The organism is Minwuia sp. IMCC3009 (genome assembly GCF_029909415.1).
Taxonomy (GTDB): Bacteria; Pseudomonadota; Alphaproteobacteria; order Minwuiales; family Minwuiaceae; genus Minwuia.
The window spans coordinates 2,233,153-2,256,300 of the sequence record NZ_CP123781.1 but is presented as its reverse complement, the minus strand read 5'-3'; the positions used below and the strand labels follow the sequence as shown (position 1 = coordinate 2,256,300).

Annotated in this window: 20 protein-coding genes and 1 pseudogene; 10 read left to right on the top strand and 11 right to left on the bottom strand. The window is 65.0% G+C overall.

The window, feature by feature from the left end:
* Positions 1–25: 25 nt before the first annotated feature.
* From QGV55_RS10570 to QGV55_RS10545, 6 genes are all read left to right on the top strand, one after another.
* Positions 26–1,354, top strand: coding sequence for a TolC family outer membrane protein (locus tag QGV55_RS10570; protein WP_281016841.1), 1,329 nt, complete (start codon positions 26–28; stop codon positions 1,352–1,354).
* Between the two features lie 142 nt (positions 1,355–1,496).
* Positions 1,497–2,111: a DUF2497 domain-containing protein gene (locus QGV55_RS10565; protein ID WP_281016842.1), complete on the top strand. Its 615-nt coding sequence runs from the start codon at positions 1,497–1,499 to the stop codon at positions 2,109–2,111.
* A gap of 113 nt (positions 2,112–2,224) precedes the next feature.
* On the top strand, positions 2,225–3,121 hold the full coding sequence (locus QGV55_RS10560; protein ID WP_281019896.1) for a PhzF family phenazine biosynthesis protein: 897 nt from the start codon (positions 2,225–2,227) through the stop codon (positions 3,119–3,121).
* Positions 3,122–3,188: 67 nt separating this feature from the next.
* Positions 3,189–3,863, top strand: coding sequence for a tetratricopeptide repeat protein (locus tag QGV55_RS10555; protein ID WP_281016844.1), 675 nt, complete (start codon positions 3,189–3,191; stop codon positions 3,861–3,863).
* 141 nt (positions 3,864–4,004) lie between these two features.
* On the top strand, positions 4,005–4,916 hold the full coding sequence (locus tag QGV55_RS10550; RefSeq protein ID WP_348637617.1) for a J domain-containing protein: 912 nt from the start codon (positions 4,005–4,007) through the stop codon (positions 4,914–4,916).
* A gap of 44 nt (positions 4,917–4,960) precedes the next feature.
* Entirely contained in the window at positions 4,961–5,815 is an 855-nt protein-coding gene (locus QGV55_RS10545) for an SMP-30/gluconolactonase/LRE family protein (RefSeq protein WP_281016846.1), read from the top strand.
* 7 nt (positions 5,816–5,822) lie between these two features.
* Here QGV55_RS10545 and plsY read toward each other — a convergent pair whose 3' ends face one another.
* The 6 genes from plsY to QGV55_RS10515 all read right to left on the bottom strand — a co-directional run bounded on the left by plsY (position 5,823) and on the right by QGV55_RS10515 (position 11,824).
* Positions 5,823–6,452 carry a glycerol-3-phosphate 1-O-acyltransferase PlsY gene (gene plsY / locus QGV55_RS10540; RefSeq protein ID WP_281016847.1) on the bottom strand — a complete coding sequence of 210 codons (630 nt, stop codon included), beginning with the start codon at positions 6,450–6,452 and terminating at the stop codon, positions 5,823–5,825.
* A 99-nt stretch (positions 6,453–6,551) separates the two neighbouring features.
* Positions 6,552–7,718: an acyl-CoA dehydrogenase family protein gene (locus tag QGV55_RS10535; protein WP_281016848.1), complete on the bottom strand. Its 1,167-nt coding sequence runs from the start codon at positions 7,716–7,718 to the stop codon at positions 6,552–6,554.
* 44 nt (positions 7,719–7,762) lie between these two features.
* The gene (locus QGV55_RS10530) at positions 7,763–9,022 is read right to left on the bottom strand and encodes an MFS transporter (RefSeq protein WP_281016849.1); all 1,260 of its coding nucleotides are present in this window, start codon (positions 9,020–9,022) and stop codon (positions 7,763–7,765) included.
* Positions 9,023–9,044: 22 nt separating this feature from the next.
* On the bottom strand, positions 9,045–9,839 hold the full coding sequence (locus QGV55_RS10525) for an alpha/beta hydrolase (RefSeq protein WP_281016850.1): 795 nt from the start codon (positions 9,837–9,839) through the stop codon (positions 9,045–9,047).
* 6 nt (positions 9,840–9,845) lie between these two features.
* Positions 9,846–11,156, bottom strand: coding sequence for an O-acetylhomoserine aminocarboxypropyltransferase (locus QGV55_RS10520; protein ID WP_281016851.1), 1,311 nt, complete (start codon positions 11,154–11,156; stop codon positions 9,846–9,848).
* 488 nt (positions 11,157–11,644) lie between these two features.
* Entirely contained in the window at positions 11,645–11,824 is a 180-nt protein-coding gene (locus QGV55_RS10515; protein ID WP_281016852.1) for a DUF1192 domain-containing protein, read from the bottom strand.
* A 118-nt stretch (positions 11,825–11,942) separates the two neighbouring features.
* Here QGV55_RS10515 and QGV55_RS10510 point away from each other — a divergent pair, with 118 nt between their 5' ends.
* Together QGV55_RS10510 and QGV55_RS10505 are read left to right on the top strand one after the other, a co-directional pair.
* Positions 11,943–12,950: an NAD(P)H-quinone oxidoreductase gene (locus tag QGV55_RS10510; protein ID WP_281016853.1), complete on the top strand. Its 1,008-nt coding sequence runs from the start codon at positions 11,943–11,945 to the stop codon at positions 12,948–12,950.
* 129 nt (positions 12,951–13,079) lie between these two features.
* On the top strand, positions 13,080–13,793 hold the full coding sequence (locus QGV55_RS10505; RefSeq protein ID WP_281016854.1) for a cell cycle transcriptional regulator TrcR: 714 nt from the start codon (positions 13,080–13,082) through the stop codon (positions 13,791–13,793).
* 22 nt (positions 13,794–13,815) lie between these two features.
* On the opposite strand, the gene QGV55_RS10500 is transcribed toward QGV55_RS10505, so the two are convergent.
* The 5 genes and pseudogenes from QGV55_RS10500 to QGV55_RS10475 form a co-directional block, all read right to left on the bottom strand.
* Complete coding sequence (locus tag QGV55_RS10500) at positions 13,816–14,706, bottom strand: ROK family protein (RefSeq protein WP_281016855.1); 891 nt, start codon at positions 14,704–14,706, stop codon at positions 13,816–13,818.
* Between the two features lie 16 nt (positions 14,707–14,722).
* Positions 14,723–16,114 carry a trehalose-6-phosphate synthase gene (locus tag QGV55_RS10495; RefSeq protein ID WP_281016856.1) on the bottom strand — a complete coding sequence of 464 codons (1,392 nt, stop codon included), beginning with the start codon at positions 16,112–16,114 and terminating at the stop codon, positions 14,723–14,725.
* Positions 16,111–17,922 (bottom strand): annotated as a pseudogene (locus QGV55_RS10485) (glycoside hydrolase family 15 protein). The gene QGV55_RS10495 and the pseudogene QGV55_RS10485 overlap by 4 nt, the downstream one beginning before the upstream one ends.
* Positions 17,919–18,647 (bottom strand): trehalose-phosphatase, encoded by a 729-nt coding sequence (otsB, locus tag QGV55_RS10480; RefSeq protein ID WP_281016859.1) that lies wholly within the window; start codon positions 18,645–18,647, stop codon positions 17,919–17,921. Before otsB ends, QGV55_RS10485 begins: the two are co-directional and overlap by 4 nt.
* 52 nt (positions 18,648–18,699) lie before the next feature.
* Positions 18,700–20,241: a carboxyl transferase domain-containing protein gene (locus tag QGV55_RS10475; RefSeq protein ID WP_281016860.1), complete on the bottom strand. Its 1,542-nt coding sequence runs from the start codon at positions 20,239–20,241 to the stop codon at positions 18,700–18,702.
* Positions 20,242–20,348: 107 nt separating this feature from the next.
* On the opposite strand from QGV55_RS10475, the gene QGV55_RS10470 reads away from it, so the two are divergent.
* Both QGV55_RS10470 and QGV55_RS10465 read left to right on the top strand, forming a co-directional pair.
* A complete protein-coding gene (locus QGV55_RS10470; RefSeq protein ID WP_281016861.1) occupies positions 20,349–21,416 on the top strand; it encodes a TAXI family TRAP transporter solute-binding subunit in 1,068 nt (355 codons plus the stop codon).
* 63 nt (positions 21,417–21,479) lie between these two features.
* Positions 21,480–22,871, top strand: a complete 1,392-nt coding sequence (locus tag QGV55_RS10465) for a leucyl aminopeptidase family protein (protein WP_281016862.1) — start codon at positions 21,480–21,482, stop codon at positions 22,869–22,871.
* The last annotated feature ends 277 nt before the right edge of the window (positions 22,872–23,148 follow it).

Genomic DNA, 23,148 nt, shown 5'->3' with positions numbered 1-23,148 from the left:
GGCGCTGGCTTCCGGGCTGACCGCCATGGCCATACTGATTTCGGTCCCGGCCGAGGCCGAGACCCTGCGCGATGCCCTGAATTCCGCATATACGACCAATCCGACCCTGCGGGCAGAGCGCGCGAACCTGCGCGCCAATGACGAGAATGTCTCCCAGGCCGTGTCAGGCTGGCATCCGACTGTTGTCGCGACCAGCGACCTCGGGGTGCAGCTGACCGACCAGGACATCGCCGGCATCAACCGTTCCGACAGTACGGTTCCGATCAACGCCAATATCCAGGTGACCCAGCCGCTCTATCAGGGCGGGCGTGTCGACGCACAGATCGGGTCTGCCGAGGCGCTGGTCCGTGCCGGTCGGCAGAACCTGCGGGGAACGGAGCAGGATGTGCTGCTGGACGTCGTCACCGCCTATCTGGACGTGCTGCAGAACCAGGCCGTCGTGCGTCTCAACCTGAACAACGAGGAACGGTTGCGCCGCCAGCTGGAGGCTGCGCAGGATCGCTTCAGCGTGGGCGAGATCACGCGAACGGATGTGGCGCAGGCGCAGGCGCGCCTTGCCCGTGCCGCCGCCGACCGGGCGCAGTCGGAGGGGAATCTGATCGCCGCGCAGGCCAACTACGCCCGCATCGTCGGCAATCAGCCGGGGCAGCTGGAGCCACCGCCGCCGCTGCCCGCCCTGCCTGAGGATGAGGCCGCCGCGCTGACGACCGCATTCGCCAATAATCCGGATCTGCTGGCATCGAACGAGGTAGCGCGCTCTGCGCGTTTCGACATCGAGACGGCGGAGGGTCAGCTGAACCCCAGTCTCGATTTCGAGACCACGGGTGTTCATGCCCGGGACAACAACCAGAGCGGCAATGTCACCAGCCAGGTGACTTTCCAGGTGGTCGCGACCGTGCCGCTGTACCAGACCGGCGCGGCCTACAGTGCCGTGCGCCAGCAGCGTCAGGTCGAGAGCCAGCGCCGCCTCGAGGTCGAGGAAACCCGCCGACTCGTCGAACAGGGTGTGACACAGGCCTGGGAAGCCCTGACCACGGCACAGGCCCGTATCCAGGCAGGCCGCGAGGAAGTTCATGCCAACGAGATCGCGCTGGAAGGCGTGATTCAGGAGGCCCAGGTCGGGTCCCGCACTACGCTGGACGTTCTGGATGCGGAGCAGGAACTGCTCGATTCCCAGGTTGCTCTGGTTCAGGCGGAACGGGATGAGTACGTGGCCGCTTTCCAGCTTCTGGACGCGGTTGGCCAACTGGATGCGAAATCACTGAGCCTTGATGTCGATGTCTACAATCCGTCCGTCAATTATCGGGCGGTGAGGGAGCGCTGGTTCGGATTTGATGCACCGGGGCTGGACTAGGCAGTTTCTTGCTGCGGGCACGCCGGCTATTGCCGGTCTGTTAACCAAGTCTTAGCGTCGTCCCTCTAGATTCCGGATCTGGCGCAGGCCGCAAGTGGCCTCAACCAGCTTGGAGCCGCAGAAAGCGGGGAACGGAAAAGTCATGAGCGACACCGCAGCACAGAGCGAACCGACAATGGAGGAGATCCTCGCCTCCATTCGCCGCATCATTTCGGAAGATGATGATGCCCCTGAAGGTGCTGCGGACAATGATGCCGAGCCAGTGGAACCCGCCGAGCCGACGGTCGATGACATCCTGGCCGTCGATGACGAGCCGGAGCCCGAACCGGAACCTGAGCCGGAACCTGAACCGGAGCCGGAACCCGAGCCTGAACCGGAGCGTCCGACCGCCGATGTATTCGAGCTGACGCAGGTACTGCGCGACGATGGTTCTGTCCTGGATCTGGACGACGACCTGGTGATGGACGATGAGCCGGAACCTGTTGTGCCGCCTGCGCGTCATGCAACGATGGAGTCCGGGCTGCTGGCTGACAAGGTCGCGGTGGCCTCCGCTGCATCCTTCGCCGGTCTTGCCAGCGCACTTTCGGCACAGCGTGACATTGCCGTGCCGACGCATCGCACGCTGGAGGACATCACGAAGGAACTGCTCCGGCCGATGCTGAAGGAATGGCTGGACCAGAACCTGCCGACAGTGGTCCAGCGAATAGTGGAACGCGAGATCGCCAAGCTTTCCGCGCCGGTGGACGATCCCAAGTAACACAGCTTCCCGAACCGATGAGCCAGCCTGGCGCTTGGCTGAGCATTTCTCGCGTGTCATCGACCTTCACCAGCCTATCCTTTGCCCCGGCATTTCAGATGGCGGAGGTGAAGATGACGCGGGTGCTCAGGATGTGGCAGGTGGATGCATTCACCGATGTGCCCTATCGCGGCAATCCATGTGCCGTGTTCTTCGATGGTGGTGATCTCTCGGGTGCGCAGATGCAGCAGATCGCGCAGGAGATGAACCTCTCCGAGACCGTCTTTCTGTGCCCGCCGACAACGGCGGATGCGGACTATCGTGCCCGCATCTTCACCCCACGCAGCGAGTTGCCCTTCGCCGGACACCCCACCATCTCTGCCGCCTTCTGTGTCTGGAGCAGTATGCGGGATGCGGGCTTCGGTCCCTTGCCGACCCTGCTGCGACAGGAATGTGGCGCGGGGATCGTTCCGGTGGAGATCGCCACGCAGAACGGAACGCCGGTCTTCACCATGACCCAGATGAAGCCCGCGTTCCGTACCTTCGACATGAGCAGGGAAGATGTCGCGGCGATGCTGGGATGCGATGCCGGTGACCTGCTGGACCCCGCTCTCGATGCCGCCAGCACGGGCATCTGGTGGATGTTCGCGCGCTGCCGTTCGCCGGAGGTCGTGGCTGCGCTCTCCCCCGACATGACGGCCATCAGTGCCCTGTCGCAGGAGACCGGTATCACGGGGCTGGCCGCCTGGTGCGTCGGGGCGACCCAGGATGGTGTCGACGTGAAGCTGCGGGGCTTCGCCCCGGCTGAGGGCGTGCCGGAAGATCCGGTCACGGGCTCGGCCAACGGCTGCCTGGCGGCCCTGATTGCCCGCGACGGTGTTCTCGGTGCCGCGCCTGTCAGCTATGTGGCGGAGCAGGGTGTCGAGATGGGACGGGCGGGCAGGATCTTCGTCAGTTGCGACGCTGCCGAGGCAGCGCCACGGGTCGGAGGCCACGTTGTCCGGGTGATGACGGGTGACCTGGCGATCTGACCGGATGCCGGGGAAGGGGAGCGTCGTTGGCCTTGGGCGGCGGCGCACAATCGGATAGCATCCGCCAATGAACAAGCTGCACCGGAAGATCGCTGTCACGTTGCTGGTTGCGGGCGCCGCGCTTTGCGCCGTCCCTGCACATGCGGCGTTTCTCGAAGGCGTCGCCGCCTACAATCGCGGCGACTTCGCGGCTGCGGCGGATATCTGGCGGGAAGATGCCGCCGCCGGAGATGCAGCGGCGCAGCGCAACCTCGGCCTGCTGTACCTGAACGGGCAGGGCGTGCCGAAGAACGAGGCGGCGGCGGCGGAGTGGTTCAGGCGATCGTCCGACCAGGGGTTCCCGCGCGCCTCGGCAAATCTGGGTGAGATGTACCTGCGCGGTGTCGGCGTGCCGCGTGATCCGGAACGGGCTGTGACCTTCTTCCAGCGCGCGGCAGAGGCGGGACTGGCGGAGGCGCAGTACAACCTGGCCATCCTGACCGAAGCCGGTTTCGGTGTGAAGAAGGATACGGAACTGGCGCGCCGCTGGTTCGAGCGCGCGGCGGCCGGCGGGCATGCGCCGGCGCGTGAACGGCTGCGTCAGATGGCACCGCCAGAGGCAGCCTCCGTAGATGACGATGAAGTCGAGGCGGCCCCGACAGAAGACCTTGCATCATCGGGGGATGAGGGGCCGGAGATTCAGAGGGCGGGGGACGGGGGGCTGATCGACAGCCTGAACACCATACTTTCCCCGTCGGGCTGATGTCTTCATGACATGGCGGCATTTTTGCCGCGAGAACTTCCACGATGGCTACATCTGGCAATGAAACATTGATGACACTACATGATAGTGTGCAAAGACCATGACGATTCCGCATGGTCTGACGGGACTGTTTCGATCAGCATGACGAGCATGAAAGACCCTTATTCCATACTGGGAGTGACGCGAGCTGCGTCGCAGGAAGACATCAAGCGGGCCTATCGCGGACTGGCGAAGGAACTGCACCCTGATCGTCATCCGGGCGACGAAGCCGCCGCTGAACGTTTCAAGGAAGTCTCCGCAGCATACAATCTGCTGGGTGACGCGGCGCAGCGTGCCCGGTTTGATCGTGGCGAGATCGGTGCCGACGGCGCGGAGAAGGCGCCGCACGGTTTCCATTATGCCAATGCCGGTGGTGCCGACGAGTTCACCCGGGGCGGCTTCGGCGGCCCGCGCGGGTTCGAGGATATCGTGGGCGACATCTTCGGCGGATTCCGTGGCGGTCGCGGCGGACCTGTCCGTGGGCGTGACCGCAAGTACAGCCTGACCGTTGATTTTCTGGAGGCCGCGCGTGGCGGCAACCGTCGTCTGACCCTGCCCGGCGGCAAGACACTGGATGTGCGCATTCCGGAGGGGCTGGAGGATGGCCAGCAGATCCGCCTGAAAGGCCAGGGCGACCAGCCCCAGGGCGGAACCGCAGGCGACGCGATGATCGAGGTTTCGGTGCGGTCGCATCCGCTGTTCTCGCGGGATGGGCGGGATATCAGTCTGGAGCTGCCGATCTCCCTGCGTGAGGCGGTGCTTGGGGCCAAGATCACCGCCCCCACGATCCATGGCGACGTGACCATCAGTATCCCGAAGGGCTCCAACGCCGGACGCGTGCTGCGCCTCAAGGGGCGCGGTATCCGCAATCCGAAGGACAACAGCGCGGGCGATCAGTACGTGAAGCTGAAGGTGGTGCTGCCGGAGGTGCCGGATGCCGCGCTGGAGGAGTTCGTGCGGGGCTGGCGCCAGGGGGAAGAGCACAATCCCCGCGCGGGGCTGCGAACCGGCTGACCGCGTTACGCGGAACCGGCCGAACCCTGGGGGAGGGAACAGGCATGACTGTCAGGCGCGAACTGAAGGTTCTGGTGCGTGGTCTCCAGTTCGGGGAGGGACCGCGCTGGCGCGATGGTCGCCTCTGGTACTCGGATTTCTACGCCCACATGGTCCGTACCGTCGATCTGGCCGGAACCGTCCGGGACGTTGTCGAAGTGCCCAATCAGCCTTCAGGACTGGGATTCGACCCGCAGGGCCGCCTGCTCATCGTTTCGATGCTGGATCGGTTGCTGCTGCGGCTGGAAGACGATGGTTCACTGACCACGGTGGGTGACCTGTCCGCTGTTGTCGCCGCCCCCTGCAATGACATGGTGGTGGATGCGGAGGGCCGGGCCTATGTGGGCAACTTCGGATTCGAGCGTCACAAGGGCGAGGATCCGGCCACGACAAGCATGTGGCGTGTCGATCCCGATGGTTCGATCCATGAGGCTGCGACCGACCTGTTCTTTCCGAATGGCACCGTCATCACACCGGATGGCGGCACGCTGATCGTCGGCGAGACCTTCGGCAATCGTCTGACGGCCTTTGACCGCAGCCCCGACGGCAGCCTGTCGAACAAGCGCATGTTCGCCGATACGCCGGGGGTATTCCCCGACGGAATCTGTCTGGATGCGGAGGGGGCGGTCTGGGTGGCGGACCCGCGCGGTCGTCGCGTCGTCCGCGTGCTTGATGACGGCCGCATTGCGGAGGAAGTGCCTCTGCATGACCGGGGCGCCTATGCCTGCATGCTGGGCGGGCCGGAGGGAACGCATCTGTTCGTGATCACCAATCAGGACAGTGGTCCGGAGATCATCGGCAAGGGCCTCGGGCAGATCGAGGTGATGCAGGTCGAGGTGCCGGGCGCGGGCCTGCCCTGACTCCCCGTCACTTCGCGCCGATCTTCGGTTCCTCACCCTTCAGAAGCCGGACGATGTTGGCGCGGTGCTTCATGAAGATGAAGGCGGCGATCAGGATCGCCAGTTCCATGCGCAGATGATCGTACCAGAGATAGGCATAGACCGGGGTCAGGGCGGCGCTGGCCAGCGCGGCCAGTGACGAGTAGCGGAAGATCACGGCCACCAGCACCCATGTGGCGCAGGCCGCCGCGCCGACGAGCGGGTGCATGGCGAGCGCGATGCCCAGGAACGTGGCCACGCCCTTGCCGCCCCTGAACCCGAGAAAGATCGGGAACAGGTGACCAAGGAAGGCGGCAATTGCGGCCAGGACCGCACCGTTCACCCCCAGGAAATGGTCCGCCAGCAGGACCGCGACCGCACCCTTGCCCGCATCCAGCACCAGCGTCGCCGCCGCCAGGTCCTTGCGGCCCGTGCGCAGTACATTGGTGGTGCCGATGTTGCCCGACCCGATCTTGCGCACATCGCCCAGCCCGGCCAGCCGGGTCAGCAGCAGCCCGAATGGGATCGATCCAATGAGATAGGCCAGCGCCATCGCCGGCAGGAACCAGTCAGGTGCCGCGAAGATCTGCGTGATGACGATGAACAGGTCGGAGTACATTCCTGGGCCTTTCCGGCGGGTCTGCTCACGGACGGCGAACGGGGCGGCAGCTTCCCACCACTTGCCGCCGAAAGTCTACCACGCCGGATCAGCGCCGCCTCAATAGCTCCGTGGCAGGCCCAGTTTCCGCTCCGCGATGAAGTTCAGGATCATCTGCATCGAGACCGGTGCGATGCGGGAGATCATGACTTCGCGCATCAGCCGTTCGACGTGATACTCCTTCGCGTAGCCCATGCCGCCATGGGTCAGCACCGCCTGTGTCGCGGCCTTGAAACCGGCTTCCGCGCCCAGATACTTCGCCGCATTGGCCTCCGCGCCGCAGGGAAGTCCCCGGTCGTAGAGGTCGGCGGCCTTCATGCACATCATGTAGGCGGCTTCCAGTTCGGCCCAGTTGACGGCAAGTGGATGCTGGATCGACTGGTTCATGCCGATGGGGCGTCCGAAGACGACGCGTTCCTTGGCGTATTCCACCGCGCGTTCCAGCGCCTGCTGTCCGATGCCGATGCCTTCGATGCCGACCAGGATGCGTTCGGGGTTGAGGCTGTGCAGCAGGTAATAGAATCCCTTGCCTTCCTCGCCGATCAGGTCCTCCTTCGGGATCGGCAGGCCGTCGATGAAGACAGCATTCGAATCCACCGACTTGCGACCCATCTTCGGGATGACCCGAGCCTCGATATAGTCGCGGTTGAAGTCGGTGTAGAACAGGCTGATGCCATCGGTGGACTTCGAACAGTCCTCCTTGGCCGTCGTTCGGGCCAGCAGCAGGATCTTGTTCGCTTCCTGCGCGGTGGAGGTCCACATCTTCCGACCGTGCACGACATAGCCCTTGTCCGTGCGTTCCGCCTTCGTCTTGATGCTGGTGGTATCTAGGCCGGCATCCGGCTCCGTGACGCCGAAGCAGGTGATCTGCTCACCCTTGATCAGCGGTGGCAGGTGGCGCTGCTTCTGCTCCTCCGTCCCCATGACCACGATGGGGTGCGGGCCGAAGATGTTGATGTGCACGGCGGAGGCGGCACTCTGCGCGCCGGGCGTCTGCGCGATGGTATTCATCATGATCGCGGCTTCCTTCACGCCGAGACCCGATCCGCCATATTCCTCCGGCATCGCGATGCCGAGCCAGCCGCCGTCGGCCATGGCCTTGTGGAATTCATGGGGAAACTTGCCGGTCTCGTCGCGATCCAGCCAATAGGCGTCATCAAACGGTTCGCAGGCCTTGCGCACCGCATCGCGGATGGCTTCCTGCTCCTCGGTCATTCTGAAATCCATTGTGTCCTCCCCAGAACCTTGTGTGTACGCAACATTGTGACAGTCTAGCGCGCGATCAGGCGCGCAAGGAAGATGAACGGTACACCACCGACGATCAGGATTGCCGCACCCGCGTAATACAGCGCCGCATAGCTGTCGCTCGCTTCCTGAATGAAGCCGCCGATCCATGCCCCGAGACCGCCGCCAGCGCCGCCCGCCGCCAGCATGACGCCGTAGATGCGCCCGAACGCAGGCCCCTGAAACAACCGTGATGCAATGGACGAGATCATGGGGCCGCGACTGCCGAGTGTCAGGCCGAGGCAGACGATGGACCCGTAAAGCACGAGGGTATTGAGGTTGCCCGCCAGTGACAGGAAACCGGCATAGGCCACCAGCGTCAGGGCATAGGAGAGCGTTGACGCAGGCAGTACGCCGAACCGGTCCCCCAGAAAGCCAAAGCCGATCATGCCGACCGGTGCCAGGGCACCGGTGATGCCGTAGAGGCTGGCGGCGTCCAGCGGCGGGATGCCCACTGTCTGGAAATAGTCCACCTGCTGGGTGACGGCGACATAGACCCCGGCCCCGGTGGTGGCATAGATCCAGGCCAGCCCCCAGAAGTACCAGGTCGCCATCGCGGCCTTCAGGGAGGTGATCTGCTGGCGCGCACCGGGTTCGGCCGCGCGGCTGATACTGCGGTTCGCGACCTGCGTGCTGCCCGCAAGGAACCGCTTCCAGGGGGCGAACAGGACGACCGGCAGCACGATGGCGAGACCGATGACGGCCAGCCAGCGATAGGCCAGCTGCCAGCCAAGCTCGTCGATGAGAAGCTGCGATACCGGTGAGAAGACCAGCACGCCGATCCCCATCGACGAATGCACCAGCCCGAGCGCGGCGGCGCGACGGCGGTCGAACCAGCGGCTGACCAGTGCGGCATGGGTGACGTTGCCGAGCATGGCGCCAGCGGTGCCGACGGCGATGCCATGGCCGAGGTAGAAGCTCCACAGTCCCGCGTCGGTACTGGCCAGCAGCATGCCGCCAACCATCATCGCCATGCCGCAGAAGTAGACAGTACGGGGGCCATGGCGGTCGAAGATCCAGCCTGCCAGCGGCGCACCCAGGCCCCAGCAGGTCATGGCAATGGCGTAGATCGCGGTCAGCTGGTCGCGGTCCCAGTCGTGGCTCTGGTCCAGCGGGCGCAGCATGACGACGAAGCTGTCGAACATTCCGCGGGCAACCATGCCGAGGATGAAGCAGAACAGCAGGACACCGACGGCGTCCCATGCGCTGGCCCCGCCGGATGACGGTCGTTCCGAGCCTCGCGTCATCTCCCTGAAACGCTCCGGTCTGTCAGATGCCAAGGGCTGGCTTCAGGGCGCGCATCACGGCTGTCGGTTGTTCCGTCATCATCATGTGACCGCAGTCGGGAATGACGGTGGCGTCGGCCCCCTTGATCAGGGCTGCGAGCTTCCGCCCGACCTTGGCGGGGGTCATGTTGTCGTTGGCGCCAAGGATCAGGTACGTCGGGCAGGTCACTGCCGCCGCCGCGGCCTCTCCGCCGTCGTAGGCATTGCAGATCGCCAGGTGGCGGTGCATCACGCCGTGCGCCGCCTGCTGCACCACGCGTGTATCGGCACCCACCATCCAAAGACCCGGAACCTGAAAGCCGCCGATATGCGCCCGCCGGGCATGGGCCCAGTCGTTCATCAGACCGATGGCAAGGGGCAGGTTGCTGTCCGCCGCATCCAGGAAGGCATCGTTGACGGCCATCGGATAGCCGACGCCCATCAGCACCAGTCGGCTCACGCGATCGGGATTGTGCCCGGCGGTCTCCAGCGCGATGAGCGCGCCCATGGAATGACCCACCAGCGCCGCCTTCTCCACCCCCAGCGCATCCAGCACGCGGATCAGCCAGTGGGACGCGTCGTGGATCGATTCGGGCAGGTCACCACCGGACTTGCCGCAGCCGGGCAGGTCGAGCGACAGGACGCTCAATCCGTGGTGCGCCAGATACCGGGTCTGCAGTGACCAGGCGAGATGGCTCATCGCGGCGCCATGGATCATCACGACCACGTTGCCGCTGGGGTCGAATTCCTTGCCGCCTGTGTGGGCATAGACGTCGTGACCGTCGACTTGAAACATCATGATTGCTTACTCCGCCGCTTGGGGAACGGCGCGCTGCGCGGTGCGCAGGGCCTGCTTCAGGTCATCGATCAGATCGTCGGCATCTTCCATGCCGACAGACAGGCGGATCATGTCCTCCCCGATGCCGGCGGCCTTCAGCGCGGCCGCATCCATCTGCTGATGCGTTGTCGAGGCCGGGTGAATCACCAGTGACTTGGCATCCCCGACATTGGCGAGGTGGGAGAAGATGTTCAGTGCCTCGATGAAGGCGCGCCCGGCCTCCCGACCGCCCTTGACGCCGAAACTGAAGATGGCACCGGCACCCTTGGGCAGAAGCTGCCTGGCCCGTTCATGATCCGGGTGGCTCGGCAGATCGGGGTAGGAGACCCAGTTCACCGCATCGTTGCCATCCAGGAACGCGGCGACCTTCCGCGCATTCTCCACATGGCGCGGCATGCGCACATGCAGGGTCTCGACCCCCTGCAGCAGGTAGAAGGCGTTCTGCGGGCTGAGGCAGGCACCGAAATCGCGCACGCCCTCTCCGCGCGCGCGCATGGCGAAGGCGGCGGGGCCGTATTCCTCCCAGAAGTTCAGGCCGTGATAGCCCGCATAGGGCTCCGTCAGGGTCGGGAACTTGCCGGAGGCGGCCCAGTCGAAGGTGCCGCCGTCGATCAGCGCGCCGCCGATGGCCACCCCGTGACCGCCAAGGAACTTGGTTGCCGAATGCATGACGATGTCGGCCCCGTGCTCGATGGGCCGGAACAGGTAGGGCGTGGCGAAGGTATTGTCGATCATCAGCGGAATGCCGTTGTCATGGGCGATCTGCGCTACGGCGGGCAGGTCCATGATCTCCAGACCGGGATTGCCCAGCGTTTCGCCGAAGACCAGGCGCGTCTCGGGCCGGATCGCCTTTGCGAATCCTTCCGTGTCGCGCGGATCGACGAAGGTCGTGGTGATGCCGAATCGGGGCAGGGTGTGATGAAACATGTTGTGGCTGCCGCCGTAGACAGAGGCGGAACTGACGATGTGCCCGCCCTGGCCCATCAGCGTCGCGATGGCCACATGCAGGGCTGCCTGACCTGAGGCGGTGCAGACGGCGCCGACCCCACCCTCCAGCGCGGCCAGCCGTTCCTCCAGCACCGCGACGGTGGGATTGGAGATTCGGGAATAGAGGTGGCCCGGCGTTTCCATGTTGAACAGGGCCGCCGCATGATCCGTGTCCTGAAAGACATAGGATGTGGTCATGTGAATCGGTACGGCACGGGCGCCGGTGACCGGGTCCGGATGCTGTCCGGCATGAAGGCCAAGCGTATCGAACTTCGGATACTTGGGTTTCAAGGTGGCTCTCCTCCTCCGGCAGCCGGTGTCGTGACGGCTGCATGATCCGGGCGGTGCGGCGCGTCAGGCCGCATCAGTGCTGATCTTCAGACACCTGATCCTGGGACTACACCAGGCCGGCGCAAAGAAAAAACCGCGCCCGTTGCCGGTCGCGGCTTTTTCGAGAAACTTAGTTTTCCCCTCAAGGCGTTGATCGCCCTGTTATTACGCGCCAGTCCCTGTCAACTCGGCTCCGCGAGCGGGATTAGGCCAAGGTTGGGGAAAGGAGTCAAGCAAGTGCATTAGCACTGAAACACAAAATCGATGCTGCGGCGCAGCAAACCGGAAGACCAGTGCAGACTGATAGGTCGCCCCCGGGGAGGGGAACTCGGAGGCGACCATTTCAGACAGGGAGGTTGAGGGGAGAACTACTCCTGCTCAGGGTTCCCAATGTACCGGACGGAAGTTAACCATCCCCTAATGCTGCCGGATCAGGTTCCGGGAACCGTCTAGCGGCTGAATATGGAATCAGCGGCACTGCGCACGCTGTGCTTCTTCTCGATCACGGCACGCAGGGTCGTGATCTCCGCCTCCAGTTCGACGATCCGTTCCTGCAGCTCTTCGATCGAGACATCGTCCAGATCGCGGGACTGGAAATACTTCTCCCGCGCGCGTTCCTCATCTTCCATTGTTGCCTCCGCTTGCCACTCCGGGGCAGCAAGCATAGATCAGGTGCACGTTGATCGACAAAGGGACGCTGGCATGAATGACCGGGCGTCTTCGTGGCACAGGGTGAGGGAACAGCACATGAGCGAGACACTGCCGACGGAAATGACGGTGATTGGCCTGGATGGATTCGGTGCACCGGAGGTGCTGAAGCCCATGACGCGCCCCGTTCCCGCACCGGGTCACGACGAGGTGCTGATCAAGGTCGCGGCGGCAGGCGTGAACCGTCCCGACGTCATGCAGCGGACGGGTGGCTATCCGCCGCCGCCGGGCGCCCCGGACTATCCGGGGCTGGAAGTCGCGGGGACCGTGGCCGCCAAGGGAGACGGGGTGCATCAGTTCAATGTGGGTGATCGCGTCATGGCGCTGGTTGCCGGTGGTGGCTATGCCGAATATTGCGTCGCGCCGGAGGGGCAGTGCCTGAACGTCCCGGCCAGCCTGGACATGGTGCATGCGGCGGCGGTGCCGGAAACCTATTTCACCGTCTGGACCAACATGTTCGAGCGCGGAAAGCTGCAGGGCGGCGAGAGTGTCCTGATCCATGGCGGGTCCAGCGGTATCGGCACGACGGCGATCCAGCTTGCGAAAGCCTTCGGGGCGCGGGTCTTCGTGACGGCCGGATCGGCCGAGAAATGCGCCGCCTGCGTCGATCTGGGCGCGGAGCGGGCGATCAACTACCGGGAGGAGGATTTCGCGGAGGTGATCGCGGAACTCACCGGCGGGGAGGGGGTCAACCTGGTTCTCGACATGGTCGGCGGTGCCGACTACTTCGCGCGCAACGTGAAGTCGCTGGCCGTGGAGGGACGGCTGGTGCAGATCGCTGTCCAGCAGGGGCCGAAGGTGGAACTGAACCTGCTGCATGTGATGCAGAAGCGGTTGCACCTTTCCGGTTCGACCCTGCGCCCCCGTCCCGTGGCGGACAAGGCGCTGATCGCCCGCGCGCTGGAGGATCACGTGCTGCCGCTGCTGGCTGACGGGCGCGCGCTGCCGGTCATCGATACCGTGCTGCCGCTGGAGAAGGCGTCCGAGGCACATGCCCTGATGGAGGCCAGCAACCATGTCGGCAAGATCATGCTGACGGTCGGGTGACGCGCCCCGCTTGAATCCGGCGCGTAAAACGTCTAATTCGTGCGCATGAGTTTCATGACCGCTGATGTGCACGCAACCGGATATGTGATGCAGGCGCGGTACCCCTGACAGTCTGAACGGGAGAATACAGTGGCATTACCTCTGATGCCGAAGGCCACCGCCGTATGGCTGATCGACAACACGATGCTTTCCTTTCGCCAGATCGCTGAATTCTGCGGCCTGCATCCGCTGGCCATTCAGGGCATGGCGGATGGTGAGGTGGACCAGAACATTGTCGGTCTGGACCCCGTGGCCAACAGCCAGCTGACGCGCGCCGAGATCGAGCGGTGCGAGAAGGACCCCAACGCCAATCTGGTGCTGCGGGAATCCGCGATCCCGATCCAGCGTCAGAAGAAGGGCGCGCGCTACACGCCCGTGTCCAAGCGTCAGGACCGTCCGGCGGCGATTGCCTGGATCCTGCGCCACCACCCGGAACTGACCGATGCTCAGATCCGGCGGTTGCTGGGCACGACAAAGGACACGATCAACAAGATCCGTGAACGCACCCACTGGAACATGACCAACATCAAGCCGACCGATCCGGTGAGCCTGGGCATCTGTACCCAGACGGAGCTTGCCGCGCTGGTGTCGGAGGCCGCGGATCGCCGTCGCAAGATGGTCGCCGAGAAGCCGGACCTGATTCCGGAAACCCATGTGGAACATGCGGCCCCGTCTGCCGCGGGTCGACTGTCTGCCGAGGCCGCGATTGCCTCCGCGGCGCTGGGCATCGGCAAGCCGAAGGAAGAGAGCGACGAGGAAGACGTGCCGACCGTCGATTCCGTCTTCGGCAAGAGCGAGGACTGATCAGTCGGAGGTAGCCGGAATGTCAGATCGGCATTCCGGCGAGTCCCTTCAACGCCACGTCGTCGTCGGTCACCTGGCAGATGCTGACATCGCGCAGCCAGTCCTGCATGGGGCCGGGCAGGTGAAAGGCTGAGACCAGCGTTGCAGTCGGCAACAGCGGAAACAGCCGTTTCGCCAGTCCGCCGACAATGATCACGCCGCCCGTCGCGCCTGTCGTCAGTGCAGCCGTTGCCGCGAAACGGGCGAACAACTGGGCGTAGAGCTGTCCCAGCCGCAGCGCCGATGGTGTCGCCTGGCGCAGGAATTCAATGACCTCCGGTGCCGTCCGTGTTCCATCGCGGAACCCCGCGACCCGGCAGAGCTGTGGCAGTCCGGTGCCTGAAAGCAGGGCTTCGGCGCTGAACGGGACGTCGGTGTCGAGAAGGCCGCGGGTGGAGAGCAGCCCATGGCCGATCTCTGTCGCCACGGCAATCTGGCTGCCCGACCCGTCCGGAACCAGCAGGCTCCCGCCGATTCCGGTCCCGACCCCGATGGTCAGCACCGGACGATCGTGATCCGGCAACTTCCTGGACGCCAATGGCCTGGGACTGCAGTAACGGGTTCCCATGGCCGCCGCCTGCAGGTCATTCAGCAGCCGGCCCTCGCCACCGGCAGCCAGGTCACGCAGCATCGGCAGGTCGAACTGCCAGGGTCCATTGACCAGCCGACCCGCGCCACCACTCACCGGTCCGGCGATGGCGACCGCAACCGAAGCGAGGTTCGGGAGGCCGTTCGCCGCGAGATAGGTACGGGCCGCCTCCGCGAAGCCGACGTGGTCGGCGGTCTGCATTTTCTGGACGCGGGAAGGTGTGCCCTGTCCGTCGACAAGGCCGAAGCGGGCATGAGTCCCACCGATATCCGCGATCAGTCGCATCGGACCTGTCCCTCCCTCAGCCCGGAACCGCGCGCAGCAACTGGCTCAGGTCGTTGAGGAACCGGCTGCTCCAGCGGGAAACGTCCAGGTCCTGAACCACCTTCATCAGGGCCTTGTGGCGGCGCTTGCGTTCCTTCAGCGGCATCTGCAGGGCGGTCTGCAGCGCGATGGCTGTCTGGTCGATGTTGTAGGGATTGATCAGCAGGGCCTCGTCCATGTACTCGGCCGCGCCGGCAAAGCGTGACAGGACCGGCATGCCGGGATCATCCGGATTCTGTGCCGCCACATATTCATGCGCCACCAGGTTCATGCCGTCGCGGAGCGGCGTGATCAGCGCGGCGCGGCTGGCGCGATACAGGGCGGCGAGCGTCTCGCGGGGGAACTGGCGATTGATGTAGCGGATCGGTGTCCAGTCGAAGTCGCTGAACTTGCTGTTGATCTCCCCGCTGAGCGAGTCCAGGCGTTCGTGCAGATCGACATAGGCATCGACCGCACCGCGCGATGTCGGGGCGATCTGCATGAAGGTCATGGCACCGCGGTTCTCCGGATAGAGCTCGAACAGGCGGCGCACCGATTCCATCCGTTCCGGCAGACCCTTGGAATAATCCATCCGGTCAACGCCAATGACCTGCGACCGGTTCAGGTTGCGCTGTCGGATACGATCAATGATCTCCTGGGCGTTGGGGGTGCGCGCCATGGCGGCAAAGCGGCCGGCATCAATGCCGATGGGGTAGGACTTGACCCGGGTGGAGCGCCCGAAGGCGGTCACATATTCGCCGTCCGATTCCGTATCGCTCTCCAGTTGCTGCACCTGCTGGACCAGATGCAGCCGGTCGGTTTCCGTCTGGAATCCGACCACGTCGTAGGCGAACAGCGTGCGCACCAGCCAGCTTACTTCCGGCACCGCCGCCATGATGCTGGGGGGTGGCATGGGAATGTGCTGGAAATAGCCGATGGGATTGCCACAGCCCGTTGCCCGCAGCTCCGCCGCCAGCGGGATCAGGTGATAGTCATGGATCCATATCCTGTCATCGGGCCGAAGGATCGACGCGACCTTCATGGGAAGACGACGGTTCACCGCGCCGTAAACACGTGAGTGGTCGGTGGTGTAGTCGACGAGATCCAGGCGATAGTGAAACGCGGGCCAGAGCACCCGGTTGGCGAAGCCGAGATAATACCCCTCATGCTCCTCCGGCGTCAGGGATGTGGTCAGCAGTGTCAGGTTGCCTGACCTGTGCTCGTTCCAGCTCACGGGTTGGAGCGGGTCGGTTTCCACCCGGCCATCCCAGCCGATCCAGACACCGCCATTGGCCTCCAGCGCTTCGCCCAGCGCCACGGCCAGGCCCCCTGCGCCCGGACCGGCAGCCGGGTCCTGCACCCGGTTCGAAACGACGATCAGGCGGCTCATATCCGGGTCTCCCATCCCTTGCTCAGCAATCGGGCGCAATTGATGATACCGACCATCGAATAGGTCTGGGGGAAGTTGCCCCAGAGCTCGCCTGTTTCCGGGTGCGTGTCCTCCGACAGCAGACCAAGCGGATTGCGCAGGGCCAGCATGGCCTCGAAGGTCTCGCGGGCCTTGTCGATCTGGCCGATCCTGGCCAGGGCCTCGATGCGCCAGAAGGCACAGATGTTGAACGACACTTCCGGTGCGCCGAAGTCATCCGCCGCTTCGTAGCGCCGCATGTGCGGGCCGTCTGTCAGGGTTTCCTCCAGCCGCTCGACGGTGGAAACGAAGCGCGGGTCCATCGGGTCGATCAGCCCGACCTCCGCCATCAGCAGGACAGAGGCGTCAAGGTCGCGTCCGCCGAAGCTCTCCGCGAAGGCCTAGCGTTCCTCGCTCCAGGACTCGGTCAGGATGCGGTCCCGGATGATCGTGGCACGGTCGGCCCAGAAGGTCTCGCGATCAGGCCGCCCGATCTCGGTCGCGATCTTCGCCAGTCGGTCGCAGGCAGCCCAGCACATCAGCGCTGACGAGGTATGGACCCGCGCCCGCGTCCGCAACTCCCACATGCCGGCGTCGGGCTTGTCATGGAAATGGAAGGCCTGCTCGCCGACCTTCTCCAGCCGCTCGAAATCGTCGATGTCGGCGGGACGCAGCAACCGCTTGTCGAAGAAGGCCTGCGCCGCCCCCAGCACGACATTGCCGAAGACGTCGTACTGGAAGTGCTCATGCGCCTGGTTGCCGACCCGGACCGGACCCATCCCGCGATAGCCGGGGATCTCCCCGATGATCCGTTCGCTGATCTGCGCCTCCAGCCCGATGCCGTAGACGGGCTGCATGTGGCCGCCGTCGGCATCGACCACGACATTGCGCAGCCAGCGCAGGTAATCCTCCATGGTGCCGACCTCGGCCAGCGTGTTGAGCGCGCGGACCACGAAGAAGGCATCGCGCAGCCAGCAGAAGCGATAGTCCCAGTTCCGCCCCGAACCGGCTGACTCCGGGATGCTGGTGGTCAGCGCGGCGACAATGGCGCCCGTTTCCTCGAACACGCAGAGCTTCAGGGTAATGGCGGAGCGGATCACAGCCTCCTGCCATTCCAGCGGCAGGGCGAGGCGGCGGGTCCAGTGCCGCCAGTAGTCCGCGGTCTTCTCCTCGAACTCGGCGGCGGTCTCGCTGACACCGGACGTCAGTGTCTCGTCCGGACCCAGGATCATGTCGAGCGGCTGGTCGAGCAGGAACGCGGTCTCCTTCAGCACGTAGTCGACCGGCGCGCTGGTGGTGAAGCGCATGGTGTAGTGGTCGCTGACATAGCGGATGTGATTGCTGCCATGGGTGATGGTCGGGGCCTTGGTGCCCCAGCCGTGCGTGGGCCGCAGCCGGATGCGGATGCGGGGCGATCCGTTGATCGGGCGCAACCGGCGCACCAGGGTGAGGGGGCGGAACATGCGGCCCCGGGCGGAGAAGCGCGGCGCGAAGTCGGTGATCTCCACGCCCCGGCCACTGCCGTCGAACAGACGCGTCCGCAGGATCGCCGTGTTGGGATCATAGGCCTGTTCGGCGCGGTCGAAATCCTCGACATCGATCACGAAACTGCCGTTCGGCCGGTCCTTGCCGTCGCTCAGAAGGGCATGAAACACAGGCTCGCTGTCATAGCGCGGCAGGCAGCACCAGACGACAGCGCCCCTGTCATCAACCAGAGCGTTGAAGGCGCAATTGCCAATGACCCCGAGATTCAAAGAGGGCACCCGGGTTGCGGCGGTCTGGCTGGTCATTGGTCATCCTTCATCGTTTCAACGGCCTGTGCGAGCAGGTGGCGCACGGCATCGGGATCGCCGAGGCGGGAGGTCGCGACGGTTTCGCCGTCACCGACCTTGATGGCTGAACCGCCGAGTTGCAAAGCCATGGCGAAGGCATCCTCGTCGGTCCGGTCGTCGCCGATCATCAGGGGTATGCGATCACGGAACGGCGCGCGTTGCATCAGACGTTGCAGCACCGCCCCCTTGTGCATGCCGGGGCGGCGCACCTCATAGACCATCTTGCCGTGGATCAGCTCCAGATCGCGGCTTGTGGCCAGCGCGGCCTGCAGGGCATGGCCGACCCGTTTCTCCGCCGCCGGGACCGCGCGGAAATGGACGGCGATGGCCTGTCCCTTGTCCTCGACGCGCAGCGCCGGCGTCTCGTCGGCCAGTGCGTTGCACAGGGTGCGGATTGCAACCAGTTCGCCGGGCACCTCCAGGCACTCGAGCGCGCCATCGGCCATCCGAATCTCTGCGCCGTGAACGCCGCCGACAGTTGCCTGCAGGGGCGTGAGCATCCGGTCGATGTCCGCAACGGTGCGCCCGCTCAGGATGGCAACCGCGCCGTCCAGGGCGGCCCCCAGTCGCTGCAGCAGCGGCACGAGACCCTCCGGCGGCTGCGCAGCCTCCGGCGTTGCGGCCAGATCGACCAGGGTTCCGTCATAGTCCAGGAACAACGCGGTCTGTCGTCCGACGATCATCTCTTCTCCGGCCCGAATGCTGCTCGACCAGTCGCCACGATAGGGGGGGCGCCTACATCGCGTCCACCGGATGTTTCCGATGCTGGCGCGGTGCGGGGGCGGGCAGGCGCTTCAGGGTCTCGGCGATGTACCAGCGGGTGTCGGCCGGGTCGATCACGTCGTCGAACTCGAACCGGCCCGCGACCTCCAGTGCCGTATTCGCCTTCTTCAGTTCCGCCACCTTCTCGGCATGGATGCGGTCGTGGGTTTCCTTGTCCGGTGCGGCATCCAGTTCGGGCTTGTTGATGATGTTGACCGCCCCCTCGATGCCCATGCCACCGAACTCCGCCGTTGGCCAGGCGAGCAGCAGCGTGGGCTCCAGCGGTTCCGAGCCCATCACGTAGTACCCCAGCCCATAGGCCTTGCGCAGCACCACGGTGATGAAGGGCACCGTCGCATTGGCGAGGGCGAGGAGGACGCGCGCCGAGCGGCGGACCAGGCCGGTCTTCTCCACGTCCGGTCCGACCATCAGGCCCGGTGTATCGCACAGCAGCAGCATCGGAATGTCGAACGCGTCACAGAGCTGGATGAAGCGTGCCGCCTTCTCCGACGCGGGGCTGTCGATGGCGCCTGCCATGAACATCGGCTGGTTGGCGATGATGCCGACCGGACGGCCCTCGACATGGGCGAAGCCGGTCACGATGGCACGCCCGAACTTCGGCTTCAGCTCCAGGAAGGTGTCCACGTCGGCGATCCCGGCAATGACCTTGCGGACGTCATAGGCCCGACGCGGGCTCTCCGGCACCACATCGCGCAGGCGCCGCACGTCCGGAGTCTCCCCCGGTGCGCGGGGTCCCTGGAAATACCCGAGATACTGCTGCGCGACGCGCCCGGCCTCGGCCTCGTCGGCGACCATGATGTCGATGACGCCTTGGGCCATGTGGGTCTCCGGCGGGCAGATCTCCTCCGGCGTGAAATCCTTGCCCAGCGCGGCCTTGACCAGTGGCGGTCCGGCCATGCCAATGGCGGCCTTCGGTGTGGCGATCAGGACGTCGCACATGCCGCACAGGTTGGCGTTGCCCGCGAAGGCCCGGCCGGCACAGATGCCGATCAGCGGCACCCAGCCGGAGGCACGGGCGAAGTCCACGAAGGTCGTCGTCGTGGCAACGCGCCCGGTCATGGCATCATGCGGACGCGCCCCGCCACCCTCCAGCCATGTGATCAGTGGCCAGCGATGCTTCATGGCGAGCTGGAACAGCCGGTCGTGCTTGACGTGATTGTGGCTCGACTGGGTGCCCGCATAGACGGTGTAGTCATAGGACATCACCGCGACCGGCAGCCCCTCCACCGTACCCGTGCCCATGACCAGTCCGTCCGCCGGGCCGGTCATGTGCGGCAGCTTGGGCTTTGTCAGGCGGCCGATCTCCAGGAACGAACCGTCATCCAGGAAGTCGTCGATGTTTTCCCGCGCAGTCCTGTGGCCGGTCTTGCGGCGCTTGGCGACGGCCTCCGGTCGGGCTTCGTCCAGCGCGGCGCGGCGCAGACGGACGACCTCCGCAATGTCGGGTCTCAGGTTCTCCGGCTTGTCTTCATCTGCACAATCACTGTCTCGCACGCGTTCGCTCCCCCTGATGGCCGTCCTGCACTTGTCGCCGGAACGGATCGGCGTATAAGGGAAGCATGTGGGCAAGGCCGGTCACAACCGCCAAGGCGGCAATCCTCATGAGCTTTCTGCTCATTACCGCTACGGCTGCGTTTGCGCAGGATGTGAAGCTGTTCCGCATCGGCACCGGATCGACCGCCGGAACCTACTACCCGATAGGCGCACTGATTGCCTCGGCCATCTCGCGGCCGCCCGGCAGCGCACCCTGTGACGAGGGCGGTGCCTGCGGTGTTGACAATCTGATCGCCACCGCCGTGACTAGCCGCGGGTCGTTCGACAATATCGAGGGGCTGGTTTCGGGCCGTTTCGACTCGGCGCTGTCACAGGCCGATATCGCCGCCTGGGCCTATCGCGGCGACCATGTCTTCACCGGCAAGAAGGCCTATCCGCAGCTGCGCGCGATTGCCAACCTGTATCCCGAGCATGTGCATCTGGTGGTGCGCCGCGACCTGGGCATCCTTTCGGTGTCCGACCTGCGGGGCAAGCGGGTGGCGATCGACCGTCCCGGATCCGGCACCCGGATCAACACGCTGCTGATCATGAATGCCTATGGCATCGAGCCGGAGGACTTCGAGGCGATCGAACTGGGACCGGAGGCCGCGATCACGGCCTTGCTGGAAGGGGAGGTCGATGCGGCCTTCTTTGTCGTCGGCTATCCGTCCGTTGCCGTCACCGAACTTGCCGAGACCGGACGTTTCACCGTCGCCCCCATTTCCGGGGTCGCGGCAAACCAGTTGATCCTGTCCAACCGCTACTACACCCCCGGTGCCGTGCCGCTGGGTGTCTATGAAGGTGTCGGTACCACCCCGACGCTTCTTGTCGGCGCACAATGGATCGTGCTGGAGGACGCCGATGAGGAACTGATCTTCCAGATCACCCGTGCGTTCTGGGCCGACAGCAACCGCGAGCTGCTCAATTCCGGCCACGTCAAGGGCCGCCAGATCCGGTTGCAGACAGCGCTGGACGGGCTCACCGTACCGCTGCATCCGGGAGCGCGGCGGTTCTATGAGGAGGCCGGGCTGATCGAGCCGCCACGCGACACGGCAGAACCGGTTTCCGATGCTGCACCTGACGCCGGGAAGGCCGCGGCGGACGCATCGGAGCAGGGGACGACCGTCACCGACTGATGGCCCTTGCGGCCTGATCCGCGAAACACCAGAGTCACCCCCAATCGTGACTGGAGGGCCAACATGTTCGACCTGATCGGGGAAAGCGCAGGCGCGCTGCCCATTCATCTGGTATCCGCCGGAAAGCTGACTGTCTGGCTGGAAGGGCAGCCGCTGAACTGGCGCAACTGGCTCGCGGGCCGGCTGGAGAACCTGAAGGCTGGCGCGGCCCTGATGCTGCCGGGAGATGACGGCACACCGAGTGCGGTGCTGGCGGTCGTCGGTGACAGGCCGGACATGTGGAGCGTTGCGGGGCTGCAGGGCCGGCTGCCGGCAGACCGTTACATGCTCGACCTGTCGGCGCTCGAATGCGCGGACCCGGCGGCTCTGGCGCAAGACCTGGTGCTCGGCTGGGCACTCGGTACCTACCGGTTCGACCGCTATCTGAAACCGTCGGAGAAGCCCCGGGCGCAGCTCGTCTGGCCTCTGGAGGTCGATCAGGATCGCGTCACCGCGATGGCGGAGGCGATCTTCCTGACCCGCACCCTGATCAACACACCGGCGCAGGACATGGGCCCCACGGCACTGGAGCAGTCCGCGCGGGTTCTGGCGGAGCGGTTCGGCGGCTCGGCCGAATGCACCATCGGTGATGAGCTTCTGGCGCAGAACTTTCCGATGATCCATGCGGTGGGGCGCGCGGCTGTCGATCCGCCGCGCCTGATCGATCTGACCTTTGGTGATGCGGCACTTCCGAAGGTCACACTGGTGGGGAAGGGGGTCTGCTTCGATACAGGCGGGCTGGACCTGAAACCGGCCTCCGGCATGGAACTGATGCGCAAGGACATGGGCGGCGCCGCCACCGTTCTGGGGCTGGCGCACATGATCCTCGCCCAGGCGCTGCCGGTACGGCTTCGGGTGCTGATTCCGGCTGTGGAGAACGCCGTTGCCGGCAATGCCTACCGTCCGGGCGACATCCTGCAGACGCGGCAGGGCATCACGGTGGAGATCGGCAATACGGATGCCGAGGGGCGGCTGGTACTGGGCGACGCCCTCAGCCTCGCGGGGGAGGAAAAGCCCGACCTGCTGGTCGACTTCGCGACCCTGACCGGCGCGGCACGCGTGGCCGTTGGGACCGAGATCGCGGCATTCTTCACGCGCAGCGACGCCCTCGCGAGCGAACTGGAGGCTGCGGCGCGTACCGCAGATGATGAGGTCTGGCGTCTGCCCCTGCACGAAGGCTATCGCCATCTGCTGGACACGCCCTTCGCCGACATCAACAACGCCGGTTCGGGGCGGTTTGCCGGGGCGAGCACGGCGGCGCTGTTCCTGAAGGAATTCGTCGCCGATCCGGATCGCTGGCTGCACCTGGACATCATGGCCTGGAACAGCCGCAACCGTCCCGGCCGTCCGCGCGGCGGCGAAGCCATGGGCCTGCGCGCACTCTTCGCGATGATCGAGAGCCGCTTTGGACGCTGATTCCGCCCTGTATCCCCTTGCAAGCGTCGGATTTCGGCTTCAGTCTTCAGGAAGGCATCGTGGAAAAGAGCCGGTGACAGGCATGCAAGCGCCGTTTTCAGCTTGCGATGCGGTCGCCGGAAACAGTGCGGCCTGACTTCAACCACATTCTCAAGAAATCAGTTCAAATATTTCATTTTTATTAAAGGATGAAGTGACCCCGCTGTCTGTCTGTGTCACGGTTTGTGCTGTCTGTTCGACAGATTGCTGCGTCGGATCGAAACACGAAACCTTGCAG

Excerpts from the sequence above, each read along its gene's own strand:
- QGV55_RS10570 (WP_281016841.1), top strand. The coding sequence starts at position 26 with ATGGCCATACTGATTTCGGTCCCGGCCGAGGCCGAGACCCTGCGCGAT.
- QGV55_RS10565 (WP_281016842.1), top strand. The coding sequence starts at position 1,497 with ATGAGCGACACCGCAGCACAGAGCGAACCGACAATGGAGGAGATCCTC.
- QGV55_RS10560 (WP_281019896.1), top strand. The coding sequence starts at position 2,225 with ATGACGCGGGTGCTCAGGATGTGGCAGGTGGATGCATTCACCGATGTG.
- QGV55_RS10555 (WP_281016844.1), top strand. The coding sequence starts at position 3,189 with ATGAACAAGCTGCACCGGAAGATCGCTGTCACGTTGCTGGTTGCGGGC.
- QGV55_RS10550 (WP_348637617.1), top strand. The coding sequence starts at position 4,005 with ATGACGAGCATGAAAGACCCTTATTCCATACTGGGAGTGACGCGAGCT.
- QGV55_RS10545 (WP_281016846.1), top strand. The coding sequence starts at position 4,961 with ATGACTGTCAGGCGCGAACTGAAGGTTCTGGTGCGTGGTCTCCAGTTC.
- plsY (WP_281016847.1), bottom strand. The coding sequence starts at position 6,452 with ATGTACTCCGACCTGTTCATCGTCATCACGCAGATCTTCGCGGCACCT.
- QGV55_RS10535 (WP_281016848.1), bottom strand. The coding sequence starts at position 7,718 with ATGGATTTCAGAATGACCGAGGAGCAGGAAGCCATCCGCGATGCGGTG.
- QGV55_RS10530 (WP_281016849.1), bottom strand. The coding sequence starts at position 9,022 with ATGACGCGAGGCTCGGAACGACCGTCATCCGGCGGGGCCAGCGCATGG.
- QGV55_RS10525 (WP_281016850.1), bottom strand. The coding sequence starts at position 9,839 with ATGATGTTTCAAGTCGACGGTCACGACGTCTATGCCCACACAGGCGGC.
- QGV55_RS10515 (WP_281016852.1), bottom strand. The coding sequence starts at position 11,824 with ATGGAAGATGAGGAACGCGCGCGGGAGAAGTATTTCCAGTCCCGCGAT.
- QGV55_RS10510 (WP_281016853.1), top strand. The coding sequence starts at position 11,943 with ATGAGCGAGACACTGCCGACGGAAATGACGGTGATTGGCCTGGATGGA.
- QGV55_RS10500 (WP_281016855.1), bottom strand. The coding sequence starts at position 14,706 with ATGCGACTGATCGCGGATATCGGTGGGACTCATGCCCGCTTCGGCCTT.
- QGV55_RS10495 (WP_281016856.1), bottom strand. The coding sequence starts at position 16,114 with ATGAGCCGCCTGATCGTCGTTTCGAACCGGGTGCAGGACCCGGCTGCC.
- otsB (WP_281016859.1), bottom strand. The coding sequence starts at position 18,647 with ATGATCGTCGGACGACAGACCGCGTTGTTCCTGGACTATGACGGAACC.
- QGV55_RS10470 (WP_281016861.1), top strand. The coding sequence starts at position 20,349 with ATGAGCTTTCTGCTCATTACCGCTACGGCTGCGTTTGCGCAGGATGTG.
- QGV55_RS10465 (WP_281016862.1), top strand. The coding sequence starts at position 21,480 with ATGTTCGACCTGATCGGGGAAAGCGCAGGCGCGCTGCCCATTCATCTG.